At 41.1% G+C, this 20817-nt stretch carries 20 protein-coding genes, 2 tRNA genes and 1 riboswitch; of the genes, 7 read left to right on the forward strand and 15 right to left on the reverse strand.

Features of this window, described 5'->3' with window-relative positions:
* Positions 1 to 70: 70 nt before the first annotated feature.
* Together CH352_RS02650 and CH352_RS02655 are read right to left on the reverse strand one after the other, a co-directional pair.
* The gene (locus CH352_RS02650; protein WP_100706295.1) at positions 71 to 2545 is read right to left on the reverse strand and encodes a penicillin-binding protein 1A; all 2475 of its coding nucleotides are present in this window, start codon (positions 2543 to 2545) and stop codon (positions 71 to 73) included.
* A 19-nt stretch (positions 2546 to 2564) separates the two neighbouring features.
* The gene (locus CH352_RS02655; RefSeq protein WP_100706294.1) at positions 2565 to 3632 is read right to left on the reverse strand and encodes a zinc dependent phospholipase C family protein; all 1068 of its coding nucleotides are present in this window, start codon (positions 3630 to 3632) and stop codon (positions 2565 to 2567) included.
* 77 nt (positions 3633 to 3709) lie between these two features.
* On the opposite strand from CH352_RS02655, the gene CH352_RS02660 reads away from it, so the two are divergent.
* The 3 genes from CH352_RS02660 to CH352_RS02670 all read left to right on the forward strand — a co-directional run bounded on the left by CH352_RS02660 (position 3710) and on the right by CH352_RS02670 (position 6578).
* Positions 3710 to 4981: a diaminopimelate decarboxylase gene (locus tag CH352_RS02660; RefSeq protein ID WP_100706293.1), complete on the forward strand. Its 1272-nt coding sequence runs from the start codon at positions 3710 to 3712 to the stop codon at positions 4979 to 4981.
* Positions 4956 to 5672 carry an IspD/TarI family cytidylyltransferase gene (locus CH352_RS02665; RefSeq protein ID WP_100706292.1) on the forward strand — a complete coding sequence of 239 codons (717 nt, stop codon included), beginning with the start codon at positions 4956 to 4958 and terminating at the stop codon, positions 5670 to 5672. Before CH352_RS02660 ends, CH352_RS02665 begins: the two co-directional genes overlap by 26 nt.
* A gap of 105 nt (positions 5673 to 5777) precedes the next feature.
* Positions 5778 to 6578, forward strand: a complete 801-nt coding sequence (locus CH352_RS02670; protein WP_100706291.1) for an SDR family NAD(P)-dependent oxidoreductase — start codon at positions 5778 to 5780, stop codon at positions 6576 to 6578.
* Between the two features lie 24 nt (positions 6579 to 6602).
* Here CH352_RS02670 and CH352_RS02675 read toward each other — a convergent pair whose 3' ends face one another.
* The 9 genes from CH352_RS02675 to coaE all read right to left on the reverse strand — a co-directional run bounded on the left by CH352_RS02675 (position 6603) and on the right by coaE (position 14141).
* The gene (locus tag CH352_RS02675) at positions 6603 to 7019 is read right to left on the reverse strand and encodes a winged helix-turn-helix transcriptional regulator (RefSeq protein ID WP_100706290.1); all 417 of its coding nucleotides are present in this window, start codon (positions 7017 to 7019) and stop codon (positions 6603 to 6605) included.
* Positions 7020 to 7213: 194 nt separating this feature from the next.
* Positions 7214 to 7295: transfer RNA gene (locus CH352_RS02680), tRNA-Leu, on the reverse strand.
* 152 nt (positions 7296 to 7447) lie between these two features.
* The gene (locus tag CH352_RS02685) at positions 7448 to 8569 is read right to left on the reverse strand and encodes an NHL repeat-containing protein (RefSeq protein WP_243396264.1); all 1122 of its coding nucleotides are present in this window, start codon (positions 8567 to 8569) and stop codon (positions 7448 to 7450) included.
* Between the two features lie 209 nt (positions 8570 to 8778).
* The gene (locus CH352_RS02690; protein ID WP_100706288.1) at positions 8779 to 10350 is read right to left on the reverse strand and encodes a methyl-accepting chemotaxis protein; all 1572 of its coding nucleotides are present in this window, start codon (positions 10348 to 10350) and stop codon (positions 8779 to 8781) included.
* A 146-nt stretch (positions 10351 to 10496) separates the two neighbouring features.
* Positions 10497 to 11315: a CPBP family intramembrane glutamic endopeptidase gene (locus tag CH352_RS02695; RefSeq protein WP_100706287.1), complete on the reverse strand. Its 819-nt coding sequence runs from the start codon at positions 11313 to 11315 to the stop codon at positions 10497 to 10499.
* Positions 11316 to 11339: 24 nt separating this feature from the next.
* Positions 11340 to 12029, reverse strand: a complete 690-nt coding sequence (locus CH352_RS02700) for a hypothetical protein (protein WP_100706286.1) — start codon at positions 12027 to 12029, stop codon at positions 11340 to 11342.
* Positions 12030 to 12124: 95 nt separating this feature from the next.
* Positions 12125 to 12775 (reverse strand): FFLEELY motif protein, encoded by a 651-nt coding sequence (locus CH352_RS02705; RefSeq protein WP_100706285.1) that lies wholly within the window; start codon positions 12773 to 12775, stop codon positions 12125 to 12127.
* An 86-nt stretch (positions 12776 to 12861) separates the two neighbouring features.
* The gene (locus CH352_RS02710; RefSeq protein WP_100706284.1) at positions 12862 to 13518 is read right to left on the reverse strand and encodes an SPOR domain-containing protein; all 657 of its coding nucleotides are present in this window, start codon (positions 13516 to 13518) and stop codon (positions 12862 to 12864) included.
* Entirely contained in the window at positions 13515 to 14141 is a 627-nt protein-coding gene (coaE, locus tag CH352_RS02715; protein WP_100706283.1) for a dephospho-CoA kinase, read from the reverse strand. The genes CH352_RS02710 and coaE overlap by 4 nt, the downstream gene beginning before the upstream one ends.
* 132 nt (positions 14142 to 14273) lie before the next feature.
* Between coaE and CH352_RS02720 the strand changes: the two genes are divergently transcribed.
* On the forward strand, positions 14274 to 14513 hold the full coding sequence (locus CH352_RS02720; RefSeq protein WP_008593308.1) for a hypothetical protein: 240 nt from the start codon (positions 14274 to 14276) through the stop codon (positions 14511 to 14513).
* 8 nt (positions 14514 to 14521) lie between these two features.
* Here CH352_RS02720 and CH352_RS02725 read toward each other — a convergent pair.
* Positions 14522 to 14594 (reverse strand) — tRNA-Phe (locus CH352_RS02725).
* Between the two features lie 39 nt (positions 14595 to 14633).
* Here CH352_RS02725 and CH352_RS02730 point away from each other — a divergent pair.
* Positions 14634 to 15335: a protein-L-isoaspartate O-methyltransferase family protein gene (locus CH352_RS02730; RefSeq protein WP_100706282.1), complete on the forward strand. Its 702-nt coding sequence runs from the start codon at positions 14634 to 14636 to the stop codon at positions 15333 to 15335.
* A 3-nt stretch (positions 15336 to 15338) separates the two neighbouring features.
* Here CH352_RS02730 and CH352_RS02735 read toward each other — a convergent pair whose 3' ends face one another.
* Positions 15339 to 16235, reverse strand: coding sequence for a porin OmpL1 (locus CH352_RS02735; protein WP_100706281.1), 897 nt, complete (start codon positions 16233 to 16235; stop codon positions 15339 to 15341).
* Between the two features lie 164 nt (positions 16236 to 16399).
* Entirely contained in the window at positions 16400 to 17323 is a 924-nt protein-coding gene (locus CH352_RS02740) for a porin OmpL1 (RefSeq protein ID WP_100706280.1), read from the reverse strand.
* Positions 17324 to 17655: 332 nt separating this feature from the next.
* Positions 17656 to 17748: riboswitch (TPP riboswitch) on the forward strand.
* A gap of 115 nt (positions 17749 to 17863) precedes the next feature.
* Here CH352_RS02740 and thiC point away from each other — a divergent pair.
* Entirely contained in the window at positions 17864 to 19453 is a 1590-nt protein-coding gene (thiC, locus tag CH352_RS02745; RefSeq protein WP_100706574.1) for a phosphomethylpyrimidine synthase ThiC, read from the forward strand.
* 50 nt (positions 19454 to 19503) lie between these two features.
* A complete protein-coding gene (locus tag CH352_RS02750; protein ID WP_100706279.1) occupies positions 19504 to 20238 on the forward strand; it encodes a hypothetical protein in 735 nt (244 codons plus the stop codon).
* A gap of 51 nt (positions 20239 to 20289) precedes the next feature.
* Here CH352_RS02750 and CH352_RS02755 read toward each other — a convergent pair whose 3' ends face one another.
* Positions 20290 to 20502, reverse strand: a complete 213-nt coding sequence (locus CH352_RS02755; RefSeq protein WP_100706278.1) for a hypothetical protein — start codon at positions 20500 to 20502, stop codon at positions 20290 to 20292.
* Positions 20503 to 20817 lie beyond the last annotated feature (315 nt).

Here is a 20817-nt window from a genome sequence, read left to right on the forward strand (position 1 = left end):
TTACTCCTGACTGCTGATTCATCTATTTGGTGGGCGGTTCCGAAATCGACAACTCTTTTTGCACGAGACCTTATCTAATTACGTCCTCGTCTCCCTCAAAGAGATTCGGTTTTTTCTTTTTAGTCGTTCCTGGGTCTGTGGTATGAGTGGGAGTCGGATCCGGCTCGCTCATTCCTCTATGGTCATCGCAGACTTCTTTTGGAACTGTATCTTTGTCGAATACTTCCTCTTCTGTTTGGTAGCAATGAGAACCTGGAAGTTTTCCGGAGATGGAGCAGATGGTCCTGCGCACAATTTTTGCGTCTCCAAAATCGAATGATTTGGATTTTTCTTTGACGAGTGCATTTGCCATAAATCTTCCCCAGATGGGAGCGGCTACTACTGCACCTGACATTCCTCTGCCGAGCGAAAGTGTTCCGGTGTCATATCCCACCCAAACGACCGCTACTAGTTCCGGAGTGTAACCTGCGAACCATGCATCTCTAAAATTATTTGTGGTCCCTGTTTTTCCTGCAGCAGGCCGCGTGAGTCCGTAAGACCTTGCTCCGGTCCCCGTTCCTTTTTTGATCACGTCTTCCATCATGGAAGTGATTACGTAACTTGTTTCGGGAGAAAGTAATCTCTTCCTTTCTTTCGATTCGAATTCTTTTCTGAAATCTTTGATCAGATTTCCTTGTTCGTCTTCTACATACAAAACGCTGAGAGGGAAAACTTGTTTTCCTCCGGAAGCGAATACCGCGTAAGATCTTGCGAGTTCATAAGGAGAAACTTCAAAACTTCCTAATGCGATTGAAAAGTCTCTAGGTAGATTTCTATTCTCTACCTGTAAAAGTTTTTCGAGTCTTGGCAGAAGATTATTCAGACCAGTATGTTCAAGAAGTCGAACAGCAACACTATTTCTGGAAAGTTCAAGTGCTTCTCTTAATCGAATGAATCCGGAATATTCTCCTGAATAATTACTCGGGTTCCATTCGTCCCCGTCTTCTAAAACATATTGAAGCGGAGAATCATCAAATAAAGAAGCTGCCGTAACATTCTTCTTATCATCCGGATGTTCATGATAATATTCCATCGCAGACGCATATACCAAAGGTTTGAATGCAGAACCAGGCTGTCTATATGCTTGGAATGCGCGGATCTGTTGGTTATCCGACCTAAATCCGGAACCTCCTACCATTGCGGTAATATAACCCGTGTCCGGACGAATGGAGATTAACGCGCCTTCCACAGGTAATAGGTGATCTTCTGTGGCTTGGGTCCTATAATTCCAGTCAATTGCTTCTCCTAAACCTTCTGTGCCTGAGATCAAATTTAAGACGGATAAGTCGTCTCTAAATTCTTCCTGCCAGGCTCTATTGAATGTTCTGTAAGAACGGGAGATCTTAAATTTGAATTCAGGAAGGTCGTGAAGTTCCGCCAAAAGTTTGTAGGTAGAACCATAAGAATCTTCGAATGAGTCGATTTTTGTAAAAGCTCTTTGGTTGGATAATTGGGTCTGTTGTTTTAATCCTGCAGCAAGCGCCTTTTCCGCCTGGGCTTGGTGCTGTATATTTAGGGTGGTATATATCTTTAGGCCACCTTCATAGATTTGTTGAGAAGGTATATAACGGGCCAGGTTCTTTCGCACATATTCGGTAAAATATGGGAATCTGTTGAGACGATCGGAGAAAGCAGAATCGTTAGGGGAACGATTTAAAGTTATATAATATTCGGAGAATGCTTCGAATTCTCTCTCTGCGGTTTCCACATCCAGAATCCCGTTTTCGACTAACTTCTTGAATACAACTCTCACCTTGGATGCGGACGTATTCGGGTTCACTAAGGGAGAAAATTCCTTGGGTCTTGTGGTCAAACTTGCGAGAAGTGCAGCTTCTCCCCAGCTTAAGTCCTTGATGTCTTTTCTAAAATAGAATTTTGCCGCGGCGCCTACGCCGATTGTCCCATGACCAAGAGGGATCTCGTTTAGATAGATACCTATTAAGGTTTTCTTATCGAATACTAATTCAAGAAGTAGTGCTAGCCAAGCTTCTCTTGCCTTACGTAAAAAGGATCTTTCCGTATTTAAGAACTTTAATCTTGCAACCTGTTGTGTGATTGTGGAGGCACCTTCTTTTACTCTTCCTGCAAGAAGGTTTACCATTGTGGCCCTGAAAATCCCTCGAAGATCCAATCCTTTGTGGGATCTGAAATTATTATCTTCCGTCGAAACAAAACAACGGATGACTTTATTTTCTTCCCAGCCGCCTGGAAGATCCTCGTCAGTGATCACCACTCTGGAAAACCTATAAAACTCTGCGATAGGTTCGTATTTCCCTTCTGTATTGAGTCCGAAGAGTAAAGAAGGTTTTTCGTAACGATCCGCTTTAGGAACCTGCCAAATATCTTTAACGGAGAATACGAATAAAAATCCGTTTAAGAAGATGAGTCCCAAAACAAGATATAAAAGTTTACGAACAGGATCGGAAGAATCCATGCGGGATTGAATCCTGTCCCTAAAAAGTACTACGAAATATCTTGTGAAAAAATCTACGGGTTCGTGTTTCATTTGGTTTATTTCTGATTTCTTATAAAGGCGAAAATTGGCGCATCTTATCTATACCATGGAACCTAAGTCCGGTATCTAAGTTGTATCCTTGGTATTCTTTGATCATAGAAGAACGAGAAGTTTTGTCGTGAACATAACCCCAGGCATTTGTCACCGCATCTTTTGCAGCTTCACATGCCTTATTGATCAGCTCCACGAAAGAATCGTTTCGGATCAGGTTCGGGTCCGCAGGATAAGACCATTCTCTTTTTTCTTCGTTCATGATCCTTTTATCTATATGTTCTTTTAATGGAAGCATTAGAACGGAAGAATTTACTTTGTGCATAGTGATCTTGTCTAGGAAGCTAAGTGCCGCTCTTACTATCTTGCTTCTGGAATCCAAGTATCTATGAAAATACAAATAACCTAAGAAAGATTCGTTCAGAATGTCTCCAGGGATGATCTTTTCTTCGGAGCCGATATATTTTTCTTTGAACTCTTTCGGGAAAGTCGCTTTTAAACCTTTTAGCCAAAAGTTCCAAAGCATTGGGTCCATTTTTTTCTTCCCATCTTTACCTTTAAAGATCAGATCCACATGTTGTACGAAATCATATGCTTTTGGAGTCATTCCCCATCTGAAATCCAGAAGCCAGGAATCCAAAGCGAACTCTACTCTCATATGATTGTATTGTGCCTTGGAACTGATCTGTTTGTCCGGACTATAATAATCGCCGGAGATAAAAAAGATATAAGGGTGAGTGACGATATCCACAGCACAGTGAATGATATAACCTAAAGTGAATGCTAAAAAACGATCTCTGTAAATTCCCTCTTCAACAGTGAGGACTCCGTCCAAAAAATTCAGGATCAATTCTAAAACGTTTTCGTGATGGCTTAGATCTCCCCAAGGGAGCGCCTTTTTGGTCCGAACAGGAGAAAGAACATGATAAAAATAAAAAATATCGGGAGCGATCGCACCTATATTGGCAAACTTACGAGTACCTTCTTCTCTTAAAAGTTTTGCGATCTTTCTTTGTTCTACAGTTCCGTGATCCAGATGTTTGCAGACTTGGGAGAGAGCTTCGAGATGAGTGATTTTGCCTGCCATATCGGAATTTTGCCTTTGAAAAAACCCGGACCGCTCTAAAAGATGGCCTAGAACTATCTAGAAAACCCTCTAACCCTATGCAATCAATAGAAAATCTTAAATTTTTGACCCCTGAAGAAGCAAGAAAAATCGCAACAAATTTCGGAACTCCACTTTTTGTGTACTCTCGCAAAGGGATCGAGAAAAGTTGCGATGACGCACTCGCATTCCCTAACGCTTTCGGTCTGACCGTTCGATTTGCAATGAAAGCCAATCCAGGACGCACAGTTCTCGAAATATTAAAGAAGAAGGGCATACATATCGACGCATCTTCCGAACATGAAGTGAAACGTGCGATACTTGCAGGATTCAAACCTTCCGATATTCTGCTCACTTCCCAACAATTGGCAAGATCCTTGAAGGATTTGATTCCCCAAGGAGTACAATTCAACGCATGTTCGCTCAGGCAGCTGGAAGAATTCGGAAAATTATTTCCAGGAAAAGAAGTAAGCGTGCGTTTTAATCCTGGCTTGGGTTCCGGAGCCACAAAGAAGACGGATGTAGGAGGTAAAACATCCTCCTTCGGTATCTGGCATGAAGAGATTGGAAAAGTAAAAGAGATCGTTTCCAAATACGGACTCAAACTTGTCCGAGTTCATACTCACATCGGTTCAGGTTCCGATCCGGAAGTTTGGAAGGCCGTTGCACATTATACCTTAGAGATCGCAGCTCAATTTCCGGATTGTAAGACTGTGAACTTAGGCGGAGGTTTCAAAGTTGGAAGAATGATCGGTGAAAAAACGACCGATCCGCAGTCGATTGGAGTACCGGTAAAGGAACTCTTTGAAAATTATGCCAAAGAAAAAGGAATCCAACTCAAAATGGAAATAGAGCCCGGTTCCTTCTTAATGGTGAATAACGGAGCAATCCTGACTCAGGTGGATGATATTGTCTACACTGGAGAGGGCGGATATACTTTCGTAAAACTTGATATGGGGATGGACGTGAATACACGACCTGCTTTATATGCGGCAAAACATCCATTGATAGTCATTCCACAAAAAGAAAAGTCAGAACAAAAGACAGGGGACTTTGTATATGTGGGACATTGCTGCGAGAGTGGGGACTTGATCACACAGGAAGAAGGAGGTGGGCCTCAACTTAGGACCACACAGATTCCTGAGGTCGGAGACTTAGTGGTGATGGAAGGAACGGGGGCTTATTGTTCTTCTATGTCCACGAAGAATTATAATTCTTATCCGGAAACTTCTGAGGTATTGATCGATACTGATGGAACGACCAAACTTGTAAGACAAAGACAAACTCTGGAACAAATCCTACAAAATGAACTCTTGGTTTCCCTCGGGTAATATCTATCTACTACTTCTTTCGGGAGGAACTGGTTCCCGAATGCGGTCGGATATTCCGAAACAATTTTTAGAATTAAACGGTAAATCGATCTTACTCCATAGTCTGGAGATTTTTTTAGACTGGGGCAAAACTAAAAGTATAGTACTAGTATCTCATAAAGATTATATTCTGAACTCGGAAACACTTTGTTCTCCCCTTCTTAGGGAAAGAGATAGAATCGTAGAAGGCGGAGACACTAGACACGGATCCACGTTAGCCGGGATTCATAGTATCCAATTTTCTGCAAATGATATCATATTGATCCATGATGCCGCGAGACCGTTTGTTTCTCCTGACGATTTGGACAGATTATCTAGTGCGACGGAAAAATTCGGAGTGGCCACTCTTGCCTCAAGAAATCACGAAACAGTTTTGGAAGAAGAGAACAACAGTCTGAAATTTTTAAACCGAGAGAAGATCTGGTTTATGAAAACTCCCCAAGGGATTCGGGGAGATATCCTGAAAAAGATCTTAGAAAAACAATCCACAACCGAACCGACAGATCTATGTACATGGGCTCAAGGTGAGGGTATCGTTTCTAGACTAGTGGAATCCAATCCATACAATCTAAAAATTACCGAAAAGTCGGACCTGGCGTTAGCAGAAGCGATTTTGCCATTGTTTCAAAATTGGAAAAATGAAATAATCTAACATTTTTGCGCTTTGTCTAAAGAGTGGACTGAAAAATGCTTGCATTTTGCAAGTTGAATAGAGTCAAATTACTTGTAAAATGCAAGTAAAACTTTGGACAAAAAGATGAAACAAACAATTTTAGTAACGGGCGCTTCTTCCGGGATCGGATTGCTGATCGCAAAAACGCTGCACGAAAACGGTCATACTGTGATCGGGACAAGTCGTAACCCCAAAAAGTCCCAATCGGAAGTTCCATTCAAATTATTACCGTTGGATATCTCAGATGACAATTCCATTGGTTCCTTCGGTAAATTATTATTCGGTGAAATAGATCGGTTAGATGTGTTGATCAATAACGCCGGCTATTTAGTAAAGGGACTGGCGGAAGAAACCTCTATAGAACTCGGAAGACAACAATTAGAAACGAACTTTTGGGGTACCGTTAAGTTTACGAATGAATTGCTGCCTTACTTCAGAAAGCAAAGATCCGGAAAAATAATTACTATCGGTTCTTTTCTAGGTTTGATCAGTCTTCCGAACGTTTCTTATTATTCAGCTTCAAAGCATGCATTAGAAGGATATTTCAAATCGTTACGATTCGAACTAAATCAATTTAATATCAAAGTTAGTGTGGTCGAGCCAATGGCTTTCAAAACGAATATAGGCGACAATTCGATTTCGGCAAAAGGGACAATAAGAGAATACGATTCTTTTCGTCAGAAGATTGTAGAGTTTACAAAAAGAGAATTTGATAATGCGCCCGGCCCCGAGCCGGTCGTAAATACGATACTGAAGATTGTGAATGAAAAAACACCCAAATTCAGTTATCCCGTCGGAAAAGGTGCATCTCTTTTCCTAACATTACAACGATTCGCTTATAATACTTTTGAAGGGGCTATTCTAAAAAAAGTAAATCAAGTCTGAAACTAAAATGATCTGCTGGGACGATCAAGTTAGGGTCTTTTCCAATTCTTTGGTCATTGCTTTAATGAATCCCAGCTTATCCTTTTTTACTTCTTTTAACATTGCCTTCCTATCTGCAGGTATGTCTGAATATTTTTCAGCCCATAAATTGATTTCGAGCAGAATGGGAAGTAGATCGATCCCTTTTCTAGTAAGCTTATATAACACTTTTGCTTTGCTATCAGGATGATCGTGTTTTTCGATAATTTTATTTTCTTCCAGAGTCAATAATCTAGAAGCTAAAATGTTGGTTGCGATTCCTTCTTTAGATTTTAGGAAATCGCCGTAGGTGCATTCTTTTGCAAACATCAGATCTCTTATAATTAATAAGGACCATTTATCTCCCCAAATATCTAGAGAGCAGCTTATTGGACAATCCGACCTTTTTTTACCGTTCGTCATACATTTTACCTGATTCACTCTGATCAATCACTTGCATATTGCAAGAAGATATAGGAATTTGAAATTTTAAAATAAGAAGTGGACTCGCCCGCTGCACAGTCTCGCATCCTGCTCGACTCGGTTCCGCGGCGTGCTTCGTCGGCCTCAGGATGTACTTTATTAGAATGTTTGATTGTTGGGGAGAGGAAAGTTTTTGCGAGTGGAGGGACTCGAACCCCCACACATTACTGCACCAGAACCTAAATCTGGCGTGTCTACCAATTTCACCACACTCGCGACGGGTTACGAAAGTCAGTTTTTCAGTCGATGCCGGGAAGTCAAGGATATTGCATTAGCACCCGCGAAGGATCGAGCCGGGGTCACAAAAATCGCGAATGCGATTTTTTGACCGGAGGTGAGAGCCTGGTCCGAAGGACGCGGCCGGACCCTTACCACTCTGAATATACAATCTTGATTTTCAGGATCCGATTCCAAGTCTGGTGAACTGCATATAAATAGCCGTTACTTGCTACTGTGAGTTTCGCCCCCACGATCGGATAGTATACATTCGGAATAGAAGGGAGTTCTACTTGTAGGGTCGCCCTTTGTTGCAGAGAAGAATTGTATCCGCGAATCGTTCCTTGGTACATATCCGAGATGATCACATTACCGAAGGAGTCAATCGCGATAGCATAAGGTTTTTCTCCTGTACCAGTGCTGCCTGTGTGAAAAAGACCATTGAGATAAGTTCCATCCGGAGCCCAAATGGAAAGAACAGGATCATGTACTGAATCCACTACTAATAAATTTCCGTTAGTAGGATCGATTGCTATGTCTTTTGCAATATCAAAAGCCCCTATATCATTTCCGTGGAAGGTTCCTCTAAAATAACTCACACCGGCTAATGGAGTATGCCAGCCCTTCACATCATTTGTATCTTTTCCGAGCCAACCTTCGTATGTTCCTGATTGGTCGTAGCGATTCACATAATACAGCACTTCTTCTGCAGCATAGATCTTATTTCCATAAAAAGAAATGGCACCGAATGTATTCATGGCACCGTCATCTTGAGTAGCATTAGGATTTCCTTGTGGCTGGCCAGTCGTATGCCAACCAATTGTGTTGTCGCTGGCTTTTCCCAACCATGCTTCGAAATTTAAAGAAGAATCAAAACGTTGGATCCTATAAGCGTCTGAAACATATAAACGATCTTGGGCATCCGTTGCAAGCCCACCTATGATGGTAAATTCTTCCGGGTTTAATCCGAAAGCAGCGACCGCATTTGTAGGAGCAGAATGAAAACCGGTACTGCCAGTCGTATCTAATCCAAGCCATCCTAAAAATTTACCAGAAGGATCGAACTTCAAAACTCTAGAGCGAGTAGTAGTTACGTATAAAGGGCATCCTCCAGTATAGTCATGTTGTACGTCACAGGTCCAAGATTTTTCCGCTACATATACATTGTCTTTGCTATCTACTGCGATCGCATACGGATTATCAAAATTATATTCTATGGTGGAAACGATACGGAATCCTTTTGCAACCATAGGCGGAAGAAGTAAGGCTTCCATTTTTAGAATGTTTGGGTCTAACGAGGAATTATTTGGGGCACAAGATATAAAAGATCCCAAGAAGAGTAGGATCACCGAGAAAAATCTAGGGCCGACGGTCTCCATCGGTTTAATAACAATCGAAAATCGGGATTTTGTCCTAAAAGTTTATTCGATGGCCCGATTTCCGAAATTTTTTATATAAATCGGAAAAAACTTTTTTCCAGATTTTATTGAACCACAAGCCTTTTGGATTGTTCCGAAAGTTCTTCCAAGCTGGATCTCATTCTATTGGAACCTTCTGAAATAATATTCGAAGATTGTTCAATGGAAGAAAGAGCCTGGACCACTTCTTTGGTTCCATTCTTCTGCTCGCTTGCGATGGATTCTATCTGTCTGGATAGATCGAATAGTTCCCGGAAAGATTTTAAGAAAGATTCGTGAATGCGTCCTTGGTTTTCCACTCTGGATCTCAATTGGTCCAGATTATCTACGACAGAAGTAAATCCGGATTCTTGGACGGAAACTTTTCTTTTTGTTTCTTCTGCCGCAGTGTTTCCGTTTGTGATCAGTTTCGCTGCCTCTCCAATAATTTTAGAAATTGTGGCTGCATTTTCGGAAGCGCTGTCTGCGAGTTTTGCTACTTCTTGAGCTACTACCGCAAATCCTTTTCCATGTTCTCCTGCTCTCGCGGCCTCGATCGAAGCATTTAACGCTAGTAAGTTGGTCCTGTCTGCGATCTCTCTCATGATATCGTTTACATCTTGGACCTTTTGGAAGGATTTACTTACTTCTCCAAAATTATTTCCCAATACTTCCATAGCTCCGGAAACATCTTTGCTATAACCTTTGGATTCTTCCGTTGTTTTAGATAACGATTCAGTGGAGATTTTCACTTCTTTTAGGATTGAATTTAAGGTATCGCTTTCTTTGTTTAATTCTTCTATCTTTCCGAACTGTGCCTTTACGAATTCTGCCGCGCTGTCCGTGGATGCCGCTAATTCTTCGAGAGAAGCGCTGATCTGTTCCATACTAGAAACCTGGCTTTGGATTTCCGAGTTTAGAGTATCCATTTCGGTTTTCATCTCGGAAGTATTTTTATTCAGAGTAGAAGCTTCGTCAGTAATTCTATTTTTGGCCTTCTCCGCTTCTTCACTTTTTGCTTCTGCTTCTACCGTGGACTTGATCGCTACATCCGAAACAGAGACCAAAAATTTTACCACTGAAGTTAAAATATGAATTCCTAAAACGAAAAATACGAATCGTATGATCTCGAAAAATACGGAGATCTCCGTGGATTTATCCGTAGTATATTTGAACTCCACTCCCTTTAACCATGCGAAATAATCCATGGAGAATGTTCCGATCAAAGCCAAATATCCGACCATCAGAGTGGTTTTAGGCGAAAGAAGAAGACCTGAATAGATCATCACGAAAAAATACAACATGATGAAGAATGGCATCTTTAATGTTCCGACCATCGCTTCCGCATTTGCCGCATAAATGGTTACTGTAATAAAGATGAGTGAATACATTAAAATGTCTAAGAATACGCAAAGAGTCACAAACGAACTTTTAAGCTTTCCTTTTTTGAGCAGCAATATCTGAGCTATCCCGTAGCCAAAGATCGTAAGTTCTATGGAAAAGTTTATGAATGTGCTAGTTTGGGAGCTGGACCCTTGAGAGAATAAAGCCAGAACGTTCACTAAAAGCATCACTATAGAGAATCCGATCCGGATCTTATTGATGCTGATCGCTCCTTTTTCTGAAAAATTTGTAGTTTGGAAGGAGTTTGCCACCATTGTTATTTTGCCTTTTCTAATTCTAACGGAGTGATCCGAATATACGAATGGCCGAGAGATTTCGGCCAATACTTTTCGACTTCTAAAAACGAATAAACTACACAGTTGTAATCCGAATAGAAAAAATGGACCTTCGGATTGTTAGCTTATGCTGTTTTCTCGTTCCTTCTTCCGAACAAAAAGAATGTAAAAGATAATCCAAAACAAGTAATCAGTAAACCCAAAAGGTCTAGCCAAATAGGTTGTAGTACTTGAATTTTTCCGGCAATGGGCGCAGAAAAGCCTGGGATCTCAAGTTGAAGCCCATTCAATACTATCAATGGAATTCCATTAAAGACAGCATGGATTAAAATCGAATTCAAGATCGAATCCGTTTTATAAACTACCCAAGCCATGTAGATCCCGAGAATGCTGGAACCGATAAATTGCCAAGGATTCAGATGGATTAGTCCGAACAACAAAGAGGAAAGAAGGAAGGAAGAAGGAATCGAAAAATGTTTCAAGAACCTATCTAAGATCACTCCTCTAAACATAAGTTCTTCTGTGATCGGAGCTACGACTGAAAGCAAGATCACAGATAAGAATATATTCTCCCCATCGAATAATCCTTGGAATAAGTTTATGATGAAGTCCGGCTTAGGAACGAACATCGAAAACAGATTATCCACTTCCGAAAGAAGAAGGGAAAAACCAATTGCAGTGATTGCGAAACTGAACGCCTCAAGTGGCCTCAACGGTTTGAGGCGCAGAACTTCAGAATATTCTTTTTTAGAAATTTTAAGTCCGATCCAGATCGCAAATCCAAACGAAGCTGAGTTTCCTATCGCTGTAATCACCTTCGCATCTAAATTCAATTTTGCTACGGATTGAAGGATCGCAATCACGATCCCTATTCCGAAACCTGTAACTAAAACTAAGAAGCAAAGACCGACCGCTCCTAAAAATGGATAATTTTTATTTTGCACGAGTTAAAATATACCTAGTGAGATTTAGGATTCGGCCGGTAATCTTTTGCCGTCTAACCAGCCGGCAACCCAAGCAAGAAGAACATAACCTACAAGAGCCTGGATAGAAAATTCAGGAATTGTGAGAGGAGGAGGGAAGAATGGAGTGGCAATCGCCAAAACCAAAAGTATCCCACCAAAGATCTGCATTCCGTATTTACCACCGAATGTTGGACCTGGTTTAGTCGCTCTGAAATATAAGATCAAGCCTATCAATGTAAGAGTCACTTCAGTTGCGATGGAAAGAGTTCTATTATGCCAAAGACCAAAACCTATTTTAGGGCCTGAATCAAATAGGATCGGTAGGTCCTTAGTATGCATAGGAAGGTCTAAAAAATAATGAGAAAGAACAGTTAAACCGATGAGCCCTGAAATTTTGTTTTTTAAAGAATCTGAATATGGTTTGGATCTTAAAAAAACGAATTTGAAGATTAGAAAACATAAGATCGACCAGCCAATTCCTCCTACTAAACTATGGGTGATTGGCATATAATAAAGATCGAAATTATTCACTTCGGTAAAGCCAGGAACGAATCTAATACCTTCGATCCCGAATAAGATAAAGATCATAAACAAAATATCTACGAATTGAACTCCCACAAAAGTCGCCCAAAGAGGAGTTTTTGGTTCCGCTTTTTTCGTAGCGAAAGAAACGCTATAATGTCCTATAAACATGAATTTGCCCCAAGGCCGAAGATCCGGCCGGAGCAAAGGATCTAGGAAATCTAAAAAAAGGCAAGAGGGAATCCGAGTGGAGTTCTTGGGGAAAATTAAAATTGGATCGGCTCGTGTTTTTCGCCGTTGATCAGTTTGCCTAAAAGTCTGTTTTCTCTGTCTATGAATGAATCAATGAACGGTTGTAAGTCTTTGATCTTTGAGGATAGATTATAACCTGCTTCCATAGTATCTACTAAAGAAGTGGCTCCTACCATGGATGCTGCAACTTTGATGGGAGCCATGATTAGTTTTACCATAGGAAGCTTGGAGAGAGAGAAGAAAAACCTTAGAGTTTCTCCCACCATTCCGATCTGGGCCCTTCTATCATCGAATCTACCTACTGCGCCTAATGCTGCATAAAGATTTTCTTGAGGGATCTCTCCGTTCTCGATGAGGTTATTTTCGATTACAACTTTTGCAGTATCAAAATCCAAGGAGTCAGTGAGTTTGTTGAGTAGAATTATTTGATGAATATTGTCGGTCATGGACTTGCCCGCGACCGTTTTTAATTTTTCGTACAAACTTTCGAGAGCATTGTCTCTTTCTTCTTTGTTGGTGGGAGCGTAGAGATTGTTTTCGAAGAAGCCTGGGATCCCGTCGTATCCCTTAATCGATGTTAAAAGATCCGAATATGTATGACGCAATCTTTCGATTGTGGATCTGACAACGGCAAGACGAACTGGTTCGAGTTCTTTCAGATCCATTTCTGTTAACAACGAACTTGGGCTTTCACGGTTCCTGGGTCAATTGAAAAAATATAGAAGATCGGCCGGGAGAATATCTAAAAAAATTATTCCTTAGAGACCAAAGCGTTTTCTTTCAAATTGCCTGGAAGTTTTTTCATGGATCTTTCTGCGTCTTCTTTGGACGGAAAATTTCCCATACGGACCGTAAAATAACCGTTTTTGGTTTTTTTCACGTAGGACTTCCCACCTAAAGACGACTTGAGTTCATCTGCCTTTTCTTTAGTTTTGAACGCAGCTACCTGAACAAAAAAATCATTATCAGCCTTATGGACCGCAGCCTTACGAGGAGAAGTATGGACTGATTTCTTGGATTCCTTTTCTTTCCGGACTAATTTTTTCTCAGGAATAGAAGAAGATGGAGCTTCTACTTCTATCTTAGATGGTTCTTCTTTTTTTGCGGGAGAAACTTCGGATCTTAGATCCACAACTTCAGCGCCAGGAGGAAGATTTCTGAATTTAACTTCTTCTTCTTTTTTAATGTTAGAAGAAGCGGACGATTCTTCCATCGCTTGGTTCACAGTGGAAGAAGATAAGGATTCTCTATTGGAGTTCAGAGCCAGGTCATCTTGCACTTGGCCTCTCTTTCTACCTACGGAAACTCCTAAGAAGAAGAATGAAAAAAGAAGACCCACTAAAAATAGGGAGAGTAGGGAGATCCTTTTATTGTCCAGATTGATGACGTAGAAAACTTTTTCTTTCATTTCATTCTTCCTTTTAACTCAGCGTACAAATATTCGCATTCTTTACGAAGATCCTGCAAATCCCCTGTGTTCTTAATGGAATAATCGGCCTTCTTCGCTTTTTCCTGAAGTGAAAGCTGGCTTTTTGCCCTCGCTTCCGCTTCTTCTCTGCTGATCCCGTCCCTTTTAACTGTCCTTTCCAAGGAAACTTCGGGGTCAGAGATCACACATACAGTAGCATCACAAAGTGTATAAGAGTCCGTTTCGAATAGAAGTGGGACTTCCCACAGAACTAGGCTACCTTTTTCCAAGCCGCCCAGAACTTCCAAAAACTCCTTACGTATCCTTGGATGGGTCAAAGAGTTAAGGATCTTCAGTTTTTCGGGGTTCCCGAACACCAACTTTGCGATCCTTTTACGATCTATCTTGTCGGACTCATCCAGAATTTCAGGGCCTAAGGAATCGATCAGTTCTTTGGAGATCGGGCTGTTAGGATCCGTATATTTACGGGCGATCTCGTCGGCACTGATCCTTACTCCGCCCAACTCTTCTAAGATCCGAGTCGCAGTGGATTTGCCACCTCCGATCATCCCAGTGATCCCGACAAGAAAAGTCCCGTCAGTTCTAAGAGAAGACCGAGTCATTGGGAAAGATTATATGAAAAGGCTTTTTAGTACAAGCTTTTTAAGATTCTATTATGGATGTAAAAAACGCTCTCAGGAAATGGAGAATAAATCTCTTTCCAAAAGATCTATACTTGATAGAGCAGTAGAATCATGAAATACTTGGAAACTTCTCAAATCATCCCAGCTAAGGGGATGTCCTACACGATGTATGAAATTGAAGGGGAGGACCAGATTTTACGGATGCTTACATATATACCGGACACGGACGAGATTCATATCTATCCTAAACCGCCGGTAAAAAAATTATATAAGCCCGAACTTTGCAAACAAGTGGAAGATCTGGTATTTACAGAATTATGGAAATTGGGAGAGGAAAGAAAGAACGGATAAGAGGGTTTTGGCTTCGGGCAGAATCGAACTGCCGACACAAGGATTTTCAGTCCTCTGCTCTACCGACTGAGCTACAAAGCCGAACCCAAGACCAAAATACTGAGTCGGGTCTATACGTCAATGGAAAATCCTGATTTAGGCTTCGTCTCTAGATTTGATGATGAGGAGACAGTTCTTGCGAGAGAAAGAATGGTCCGAACCCAAATCTCAGAAAGAGGGATCAAAGATCCAAATTTACTTTCTGCATTTTTAAAAGTTCCCAGACATATCTTCCTTCCCGAAAAAACCAGAGAACATTCTTACGAAGACAAAGCAGTTCCGATCGGAGAAGAACAAACCATCTCTCAGCCTTATATAGTTGCATACATCGCGAACCAACTCCAAGTAAGATCCGGGGATACAATTTTAGAAATAGGTACAGGTTCCGGATATTTGGCCGCAATTTTGGATTTGCTCGGAGCGAAACTTCTCTCTTTAGAAATCGTCCCCGAATTATACCAAAGGACTTTGGGGGTCTTGGAAAACTGGTCTCCTGGATTTACAAAAAGAAATCGGATCTTGTTCGGAGACGCGTTACTCCTCACTCAAACAAAAGTAAAATTCTCCAAATTTGTATCTTCTGCATGTTTCCCAAAAATCCCAGGACCCGGAAGTTTCCTTTTCGAGTCGCTTCCGGAAGAAGGGCTTGCGGTCCTTCCTGTAGAATGGAAAGAAGAAGTTCAGTTGCTTCTTACTTTGAGAAAGAAACAAAATCGATTAGAAGAAACGAATCGATTGCCTGTGAAATTCGTGCCACTCTTAGGAAGAACAGATTTGGTTTAAAAATCAGATCTCGTGTTTATAACCGAATCTATATTGGGTTCCGCCTAAAACTTGAGGATAGGCGACACTCGGTGCCAGACCTTGAATACCGCCTAAGGAAGAAGGATGGGCGATTCCATATTTAAAGGAAAATAACGTTTCCATTTCCATATATAAATGACCCTTGTCGGATATCCTTGCTTGCGCTCCGATCAACCAATTTGGAGCAACTCCGGAGACATTAAATTTCGTGTTTTCCCAAACTGCGGAAGGATCGGTACCATCCGAGACCAAGCCGAGCACAGTAGTATCTGTAATACCCGCGGAGACCAAGGCTTCGTGCACGTCGTTCAAACGATTATTTCCAGCTAAGCTCCATCCACCTTTGAAGTAATGGATTCCCGCACCTATATAAATGGCAGCATCTTCCGAAACAGAAAGTTTGAAACCTACATTCACCGGAATTTGGATAGCGTTGTAGTCCCAGACCATGTGATAAAAAGATTGGCCCGCAAATTTTGCTTCTGTATCTCCGCCCGTAATCTTTCGAGTGTAGTGTGCGTTTACTCTCCAGAAGAAGGTTTTTCCAAAATCTTGCTCATATCCAAAAGATAGAGTGAGACCGGTCATGCCACCGTTAGTCTTAGCGCTTATCAGTCCGTTGGAAGAATGTTGTAATGTGAGCAATCGGTTTTCAGGAATGACCGCTAGACGCGGAAGAACTCCGTTCTGAGTTCCAGTGCTATCCGTAGTTGCATAACTATTGGAAGAATCCAAGCCATCCGTAGAGATTGTGCTTCCGAGTGCTCCTAGATCGAACTGTAATCCGGCGCCTCCCATTACATATGACTTTGCTTCTAAATAGATCCCAGGTAATAGGAGAAGAGATATTGCGATCATTCTTTTGGCGGCTTGTTTCATGATATGTCTCCATTAATAAATCTTAAACAAATTTCATTGGAAGAGAGTATGCAGAATGTCCGCGACTTTTTTTTGGGTGGGAGAGATTTATATTTGTCATTTAAAAATAAAAAAGGCCCTCCTTAACGGAGAGCCTTTGCACAAACCAAACAAAAATCTAAGAATTAGATTTCGTGTTTGTATCCGAATCTGTACTGGTTTCCACCAAGAACTTGAGGATAAGCAACAGAAGGTGCTAAACCTTGCGCTCCACCTGCTGATCTTGGGTGACCGATACCATATTTGAAGGAGAATAGAGTTTCAACTTCCATATATAGGGAACCTTTGTCGGAAATTTTAGTTTGAGCTCCGAGTAGCCAGTTTGGAGCAACTCCGGAAACTTGGAAGGTAGTTTTTTCCCAGTTCGCAGAAGGATCAGTTCCGTCAGCAATTAAGCCAGCTAAAGTAGAAGACTCTGCTTGTGCTTGGGTTTGTCCACTAGCGACTAGAGCATTGACTACCGCACTATGAACATCATTTAAACGGTTGTTTCCTGCTAAACTCCATCCACCATTGAAGTAGTGAACCCCTGCTCCGATATAGAAGGAAGTATCTTCAGTAACGGACATTTTGATACCTACGTTTACTGGAACTTGAAGTGCATGGTAGTCCCAAGTGATGTCATAGAACCCTTGACCTAAGAATTTAGCGGAAGTATCTCCACCCATAACTTTACGAGTGTAGTGTGCGTTAACTCTCCAGAAGAAAGCTTTTCCGAAATCTTGCTCATATCCTAAGGAAACAGTAAGACCAGTCATTGCACCGCTAGTTTTAGCGCTGATCAATCCGTTTGTAGTGTGCTGTAAGCTTAGCAAACGGTTTTCAGGAATGATTGCACGACGAGGAAGAACCCCGTTTTGAGTTCCGGTTGAATCAGTAGTTTTATAACTTCCAGATGCATCCAAACCGTCAGTCGCAATTGTATCGCCCAATGATCCAAGGTCAAATTGAAGACCGAGGCCTCCAGTGATGTAAGACTTTGCGCTTAAGCCGAATGAAGAACAAAGTACGGCGAAAACTAGCAAAGCTTTCGTGATGTTACGAACCATTTAAATAGCTCCTTAAACTTTTCGTATAGTAGAGTGGTTTTTCACTTGGACCATTTATGTCTATAGCTGGGCCCAAGCATTGGACAGGACAATATCGATGCGGACTTGGGTGTCAAACAGATATTCCCGATAAAATAAAAAAGTCCGTTATATAGGATTTTATTTTGAACATTTGTTGTAAAAAACTTCCTCTTCTATGCGAAGCTTAACATCCGTTCGTTAATTTTGATTTTTAAAACTTTGAGAAAAATTAGTGAATTCTATCTCACGAATTCTAGTGAGAAGTTTTGGAAAAACTCCTTGCAAGACTAGAATTTAGGATTCCAATGGAGATGAACCGTTGGGGGTGGGACCAAAAGTCTCTGAGAGAGTCCCCGGAACCTGATCAGGATAATGCCTGCGAAGGGAAACGGAAAAAAACAAACGTACGAGATCTAGGTCCGCGAAAGATTATAAATTTTGCATGGACTTCTTGCTGCGTTCCTTTTTCTTTTCCTCATCTTCAGATTCCGGAATTTTCCCCGACATGGGAGAAACACTATGGAATCCAATCAAACTACAACTCCATTCGAAATTCCTCGAAAAGAAATACGCTTAAGCAACGGATCCGTTTACAGCGCTTATACTACAGAAGGTCCTTGGAAAGATGGATGGAATCCTTCCGATTGGAAGGCGGGGATCCCTAAACTTAGGCAAGAATGGGTCCGCAAAAGAGATTCGGGTCCTTCTCCGGTTCAAAATCATTCTCAAATGTATTTCGCAAAACAGGGATTGATAACCGAAGAAATGAAATATGTGGCATTACGCGAAGGAATGGATCCTGAATTCGTAAGAAGTGAGATTGCCAGAGGAAGAGCGATCATTCCTTCCAACAAAAATCATCCGGAATTAGAGCCGATGATCATAGGTAAAAACTTCTTGGTGAAAATAAACGCAAACATCGGTAACTCTGCTCTTTCTTCTTCCATTGAAGAAGAAGTAGAAAAACTCCGTTGGTCCATCAAATGGGGAGCAGATACAGTGATGGATCTCTCTACTGGAAAAAATATTCATGAGACAAGAGAATGGATCATTCGCAATTCTCCTGTTCCGATCGGAACTGTTCCGATCTACCAAGCTTTGGAAAAAGTAAAAGGTAAAGCGGAGAATTTAAATCTTTCCGTATTTTTAGAAACCTTGGAAGAGCAGGCCGAACAAGGTGTGGATTATTTTACGATCCACTCGGGAGTTCTTCTCAGATATATTCCTCTCACTTCTAAAAGAGTGACCGGTATTGTTTCCAGAGGTGGTTCTATCATCGCAAAATGGTGTTTAGCACATCATCAGGAAAATTTCCTGTACACAGGCTTTGAAGAGATCTGCAAAGTAATGAAAAAATACGGAGTATCCTTTTCCTTGGGAGACGGTTTACGTCCAGGAAGTATTGCAGATGCAAACGACGAGGCACAATTCTCGGAGTTAAGGACTTTGGGAGAACTCACTCAGATTGCTTGGAAAGAAGATATTCAAGTAATGATAGAAGGTCCAGGCCATGTTCCATTGGATAAGATTAAGGAGAATGTGGACTTGCAGATGGAAATTTGTAAGGAAGCTCCATTTTATACACTAGGGCCTCTAGTGAGCGATATCGCACCTGGTTATGATCATATTACTTCTGCGATTGGTGCCGCTATGATAGGTTGGCATGGAACTGCGATGCTTTGTTATGTAACCCCTAAAGAACATTTGGGACTTCCTGATAAAGAAGATGTAAAACAAGGAGTGATCGCATATAAGATTGCTGCTCATGCGGCCGATCTTGCAAAAGGACATCCCGGTGCTAAGGAAAGAGACGACTTATTGAGTAAGGCAAGATTCGAATTCAGATGGGATGATCAGTTCGCACTTTCTTTAGATCCGGATACTGCTCAGTCTTTTCATGACGAGACACTTCCTCAGGATCGAATGAAAACTGCACATTTTTGTTCTATGTGCGGACCTCATTTCTGTTCCATGAATCTGACCCAGGAGCTTAGGAAATACGCCGAAGAGAAAGGACTTTCGGACGAGAAGGCAATGGAAGAAGGATTCAAAGAAAAATCGGAAGAATTTTTAAATAAAGGCGGAACTGTATACGTCTCCTCCGAGTAGCTTGACCTTTCCAAAGAAATTTGGAATCCTGGATCGGCTTTAGGACCCGTATGAAACAAAACCTTGTTCAAAAACTAATTTTCGTATCCTTCTTATTGATTGCTCCTGCGGCTTTCGCCCAAGGAGGAAATGACCTTGCTCCTGTTCCCGGCGAACTGGAGCAGGCCGGAAGAAGAAGTTCCAGAAAATTCTTCATTGGAGGTTTTACTGCAAACGGTCTGAGTTGGTTCGGTTCAGGGATTCAATTTTCTTCTAAATTGGCTACTTCTTTCCAATGGCAGGAACAAAGAGTGATCCAAAGATTCGACTTGGACGTGAATGGAGTCCAATCCGATCTGTCAGGAATATTCACTCTTACAAATTCTGAAAAGATCCAAAGACAATTAGCTCTTCAAATGGAATGGTTTCCTTTTTCCGGTCCTTATTATTTTGCTGCGGGTGGAGGATTGGAAACTTATTCGGAAAAACAGAGAAAGACGGAGACCTATATTCCGAGCGGAAATTATAGAGACTATGCTTGGAATATTTCCCAACAAAAACTTTTTATTTCTGCGGGTGCTGGCTTTAGATATATTTTCACTTCAGGTTTTTTTATACATGTAGGCGGGAATATTCTATTCTATCCGGAAAGAGGCACTCATGAACAAAGAGGCTCTTATGGCACTAATACAAATTGGGATTATAGACAATTACAGAAAGATTGGCAAGAGCCTGAGAAAGAAGCTCGGACTCATCAGAATCCGTATGGCGCTCAGTTGCAGATCTTGTTTGGTATAGCGATCTGAAATCCGCTTACGGACTTTGATCATCTGAGGCTTTGGTAATATTATAGAATCTTAATGTATGGCAGAAGGGTCGGAGCCCCTTTTTTTATTACACGTTGTGGTCCTAAATGTTTCAATCAATTTGGAGCATTCCCAAGTAGAAACATCATAACCTATCGTTTGAAACCAATTTTGCAAAAAATTAGGATCTTCTTTTTGTATGCTAAGCATGAATTGAGGATGATTTGCTTTTTCCGTATGGACAAAATCTAAAAAAGTTCTCAAACTGTTTTCCGCCGATCCCAGGAGAATTTTACTGCGATTTAAAATCTGCAAGAAAAATATTGGGGAATTTCGGAATCTGTATTCCGATTTTATAATCTTCTAAAGGTTCGATTTCGGTTAACAAGGAGTATAACGCATGTTTTTCGGGGCTTTTTGTTTAAATTAAGGGACATAATTCACTATTACAGCTAATGTTCGATAAGACAACTTGCCTTGATTAGGGTAAGAGCGTTACCAAATTCTAAAATACTAAAATGGAATATTTTTTCCGGAAAGAATCTCCAAAAAACCTTTATTATCACAAAAATTTCTTAT

Source organism: Leptospira hartskeerlii, from assembly GCF_002811475.1.
In the GTDB taxonomy this organism is placed as follows: domain Bacteria; phylum Spirochaetota; class Leptospiria; order Leptospirales; family Leptospiraceae; genus Leptospira_B; species Leptospira_B hartskeerlii.

Bases quoted from the DNA above. Each gene is read 5' to 3' on its own strand.
- CH352_RS02650 (WP_100706295.1), bottom strand. From the start codon at position 2,545: ATGAAACACGAACCCGTAGATTTTTTCACAAGATATTTCGTAGTACTT.
- CH352_RS02655 (WP_100706294.1), bottom strand. From the start codon at position 3,632: ATGGCAGGCAAAATCACTCATCTCGAAGCTCTCTCCCAAGTCTGCAAA.
- CH352_RS02660 (WP_100706293.1), top strand. From the start codon at position 3,710: ATGCAATCAATAGAAAATCTTAAATTTTTGACCCCTGAAGAAGCAAGA.
- CH352_RS02665 (WP_100706292.1), top strand. From the start codon at position 4,956: ATGAACTCTTGGTTTCCCTCGGGTAATATCTATCTACTACTTCTTTCG.
- CH352_RS02670 (WP_100706291.1), top strand. From the start codon at position 5,778: ATGAAACAAACAATTTTAGTAACGGGCGCTTCTTCCGGGATCGGATTG.
- CH352_RS02675 (WP_100706290.1), bottom strand. From the start codon at position 7,019: ATGACGAACGGTAAAAAAAGGTCGGATTGTCCAATAAGCTGCTCTCTA.
- CH352_RS02685 (WP_243396264.1), bottom strand. From the start codon at position 8,569: ATGGAAGCCTTACTTCTTCCGCCTATGGTTGCAAAAGGATTCCGTATC.
- CH352_RS02690 (WP_100706288.1), bottom strand. From the start codon at position 10,350: ATGGTGGCAAACTCCTTCCAAACTACAAATTTTTCAGAAAAAGGAGCG.
- CH352_RS02700 (WP_100706286.1), bottom strand. From the start codon at position 12,029: ATGTTTATAGGACATTATAGCGTTTCTTTCGCTACGAAAAAAGCGGAA.
- CH352_RS02705 (WP_100706285.1), bottom strand. From the start codon at position 12,775: ATGGATCTGAAAGAACTCGAACCAGTTCGTCTTGCCGTTGTCAGATCC.
- CH352_RS02710 (WP_100706284.1), bottom strand. From the start codon at position 13,518: ATGAAAGAAAAAGTTTTCTACGTCATCAATCTGGACAATAAAAGGATC.
- coaE (WP_100706283.1), bottom strand. From the start codon at position 14,141: ATGACTCGGTCTTCTCTTAGAACTGACGGGACTTTTCTTGTCGGGATC.
- CH352_RS02720 (WP_008593308.1), top strand. From the start codon at position 14,274: ATGAAATACTTGGAAACTTCTCAAATCATCCCAGCTAAGGGGATGTCC.
- CH352_RS02730 (WP_100706282.1), top strand. From the start codon at position 14,634: ATGGAAAATCCTGATTTAGGCTTCGTCTCTAGATTTGATGATGAGGAG.
- CH352_RS02735 (WP_100706281.1), bottom strand. From the start codon at position 16,235: ATGAAACAAGCCGCCAAAAGAATGATCGCAATATCTCTTCTCCTATTA.
- CH352_RS02740 (WP_100706280.1), bottom strand. From the start codon at position 17,323: ATGGTTCGTAACATCACGAAAGCTTTGCTAGTTTTCGCCGTACTTTGT.
- thiC (WP_100706574.1), top strand. From the start codon at position 17,864: ATGGAATCCAATCAAACTACAACTCCATTCGAAATTCCTCGAAAAGAA.
- CH352_RS02750 (WP_100706279.1), top strand. From the start codon at position 19,504: ATGAAACAAAACCTTGTTCAAAAACTAATTTTCGTATCCTTCTTATTG.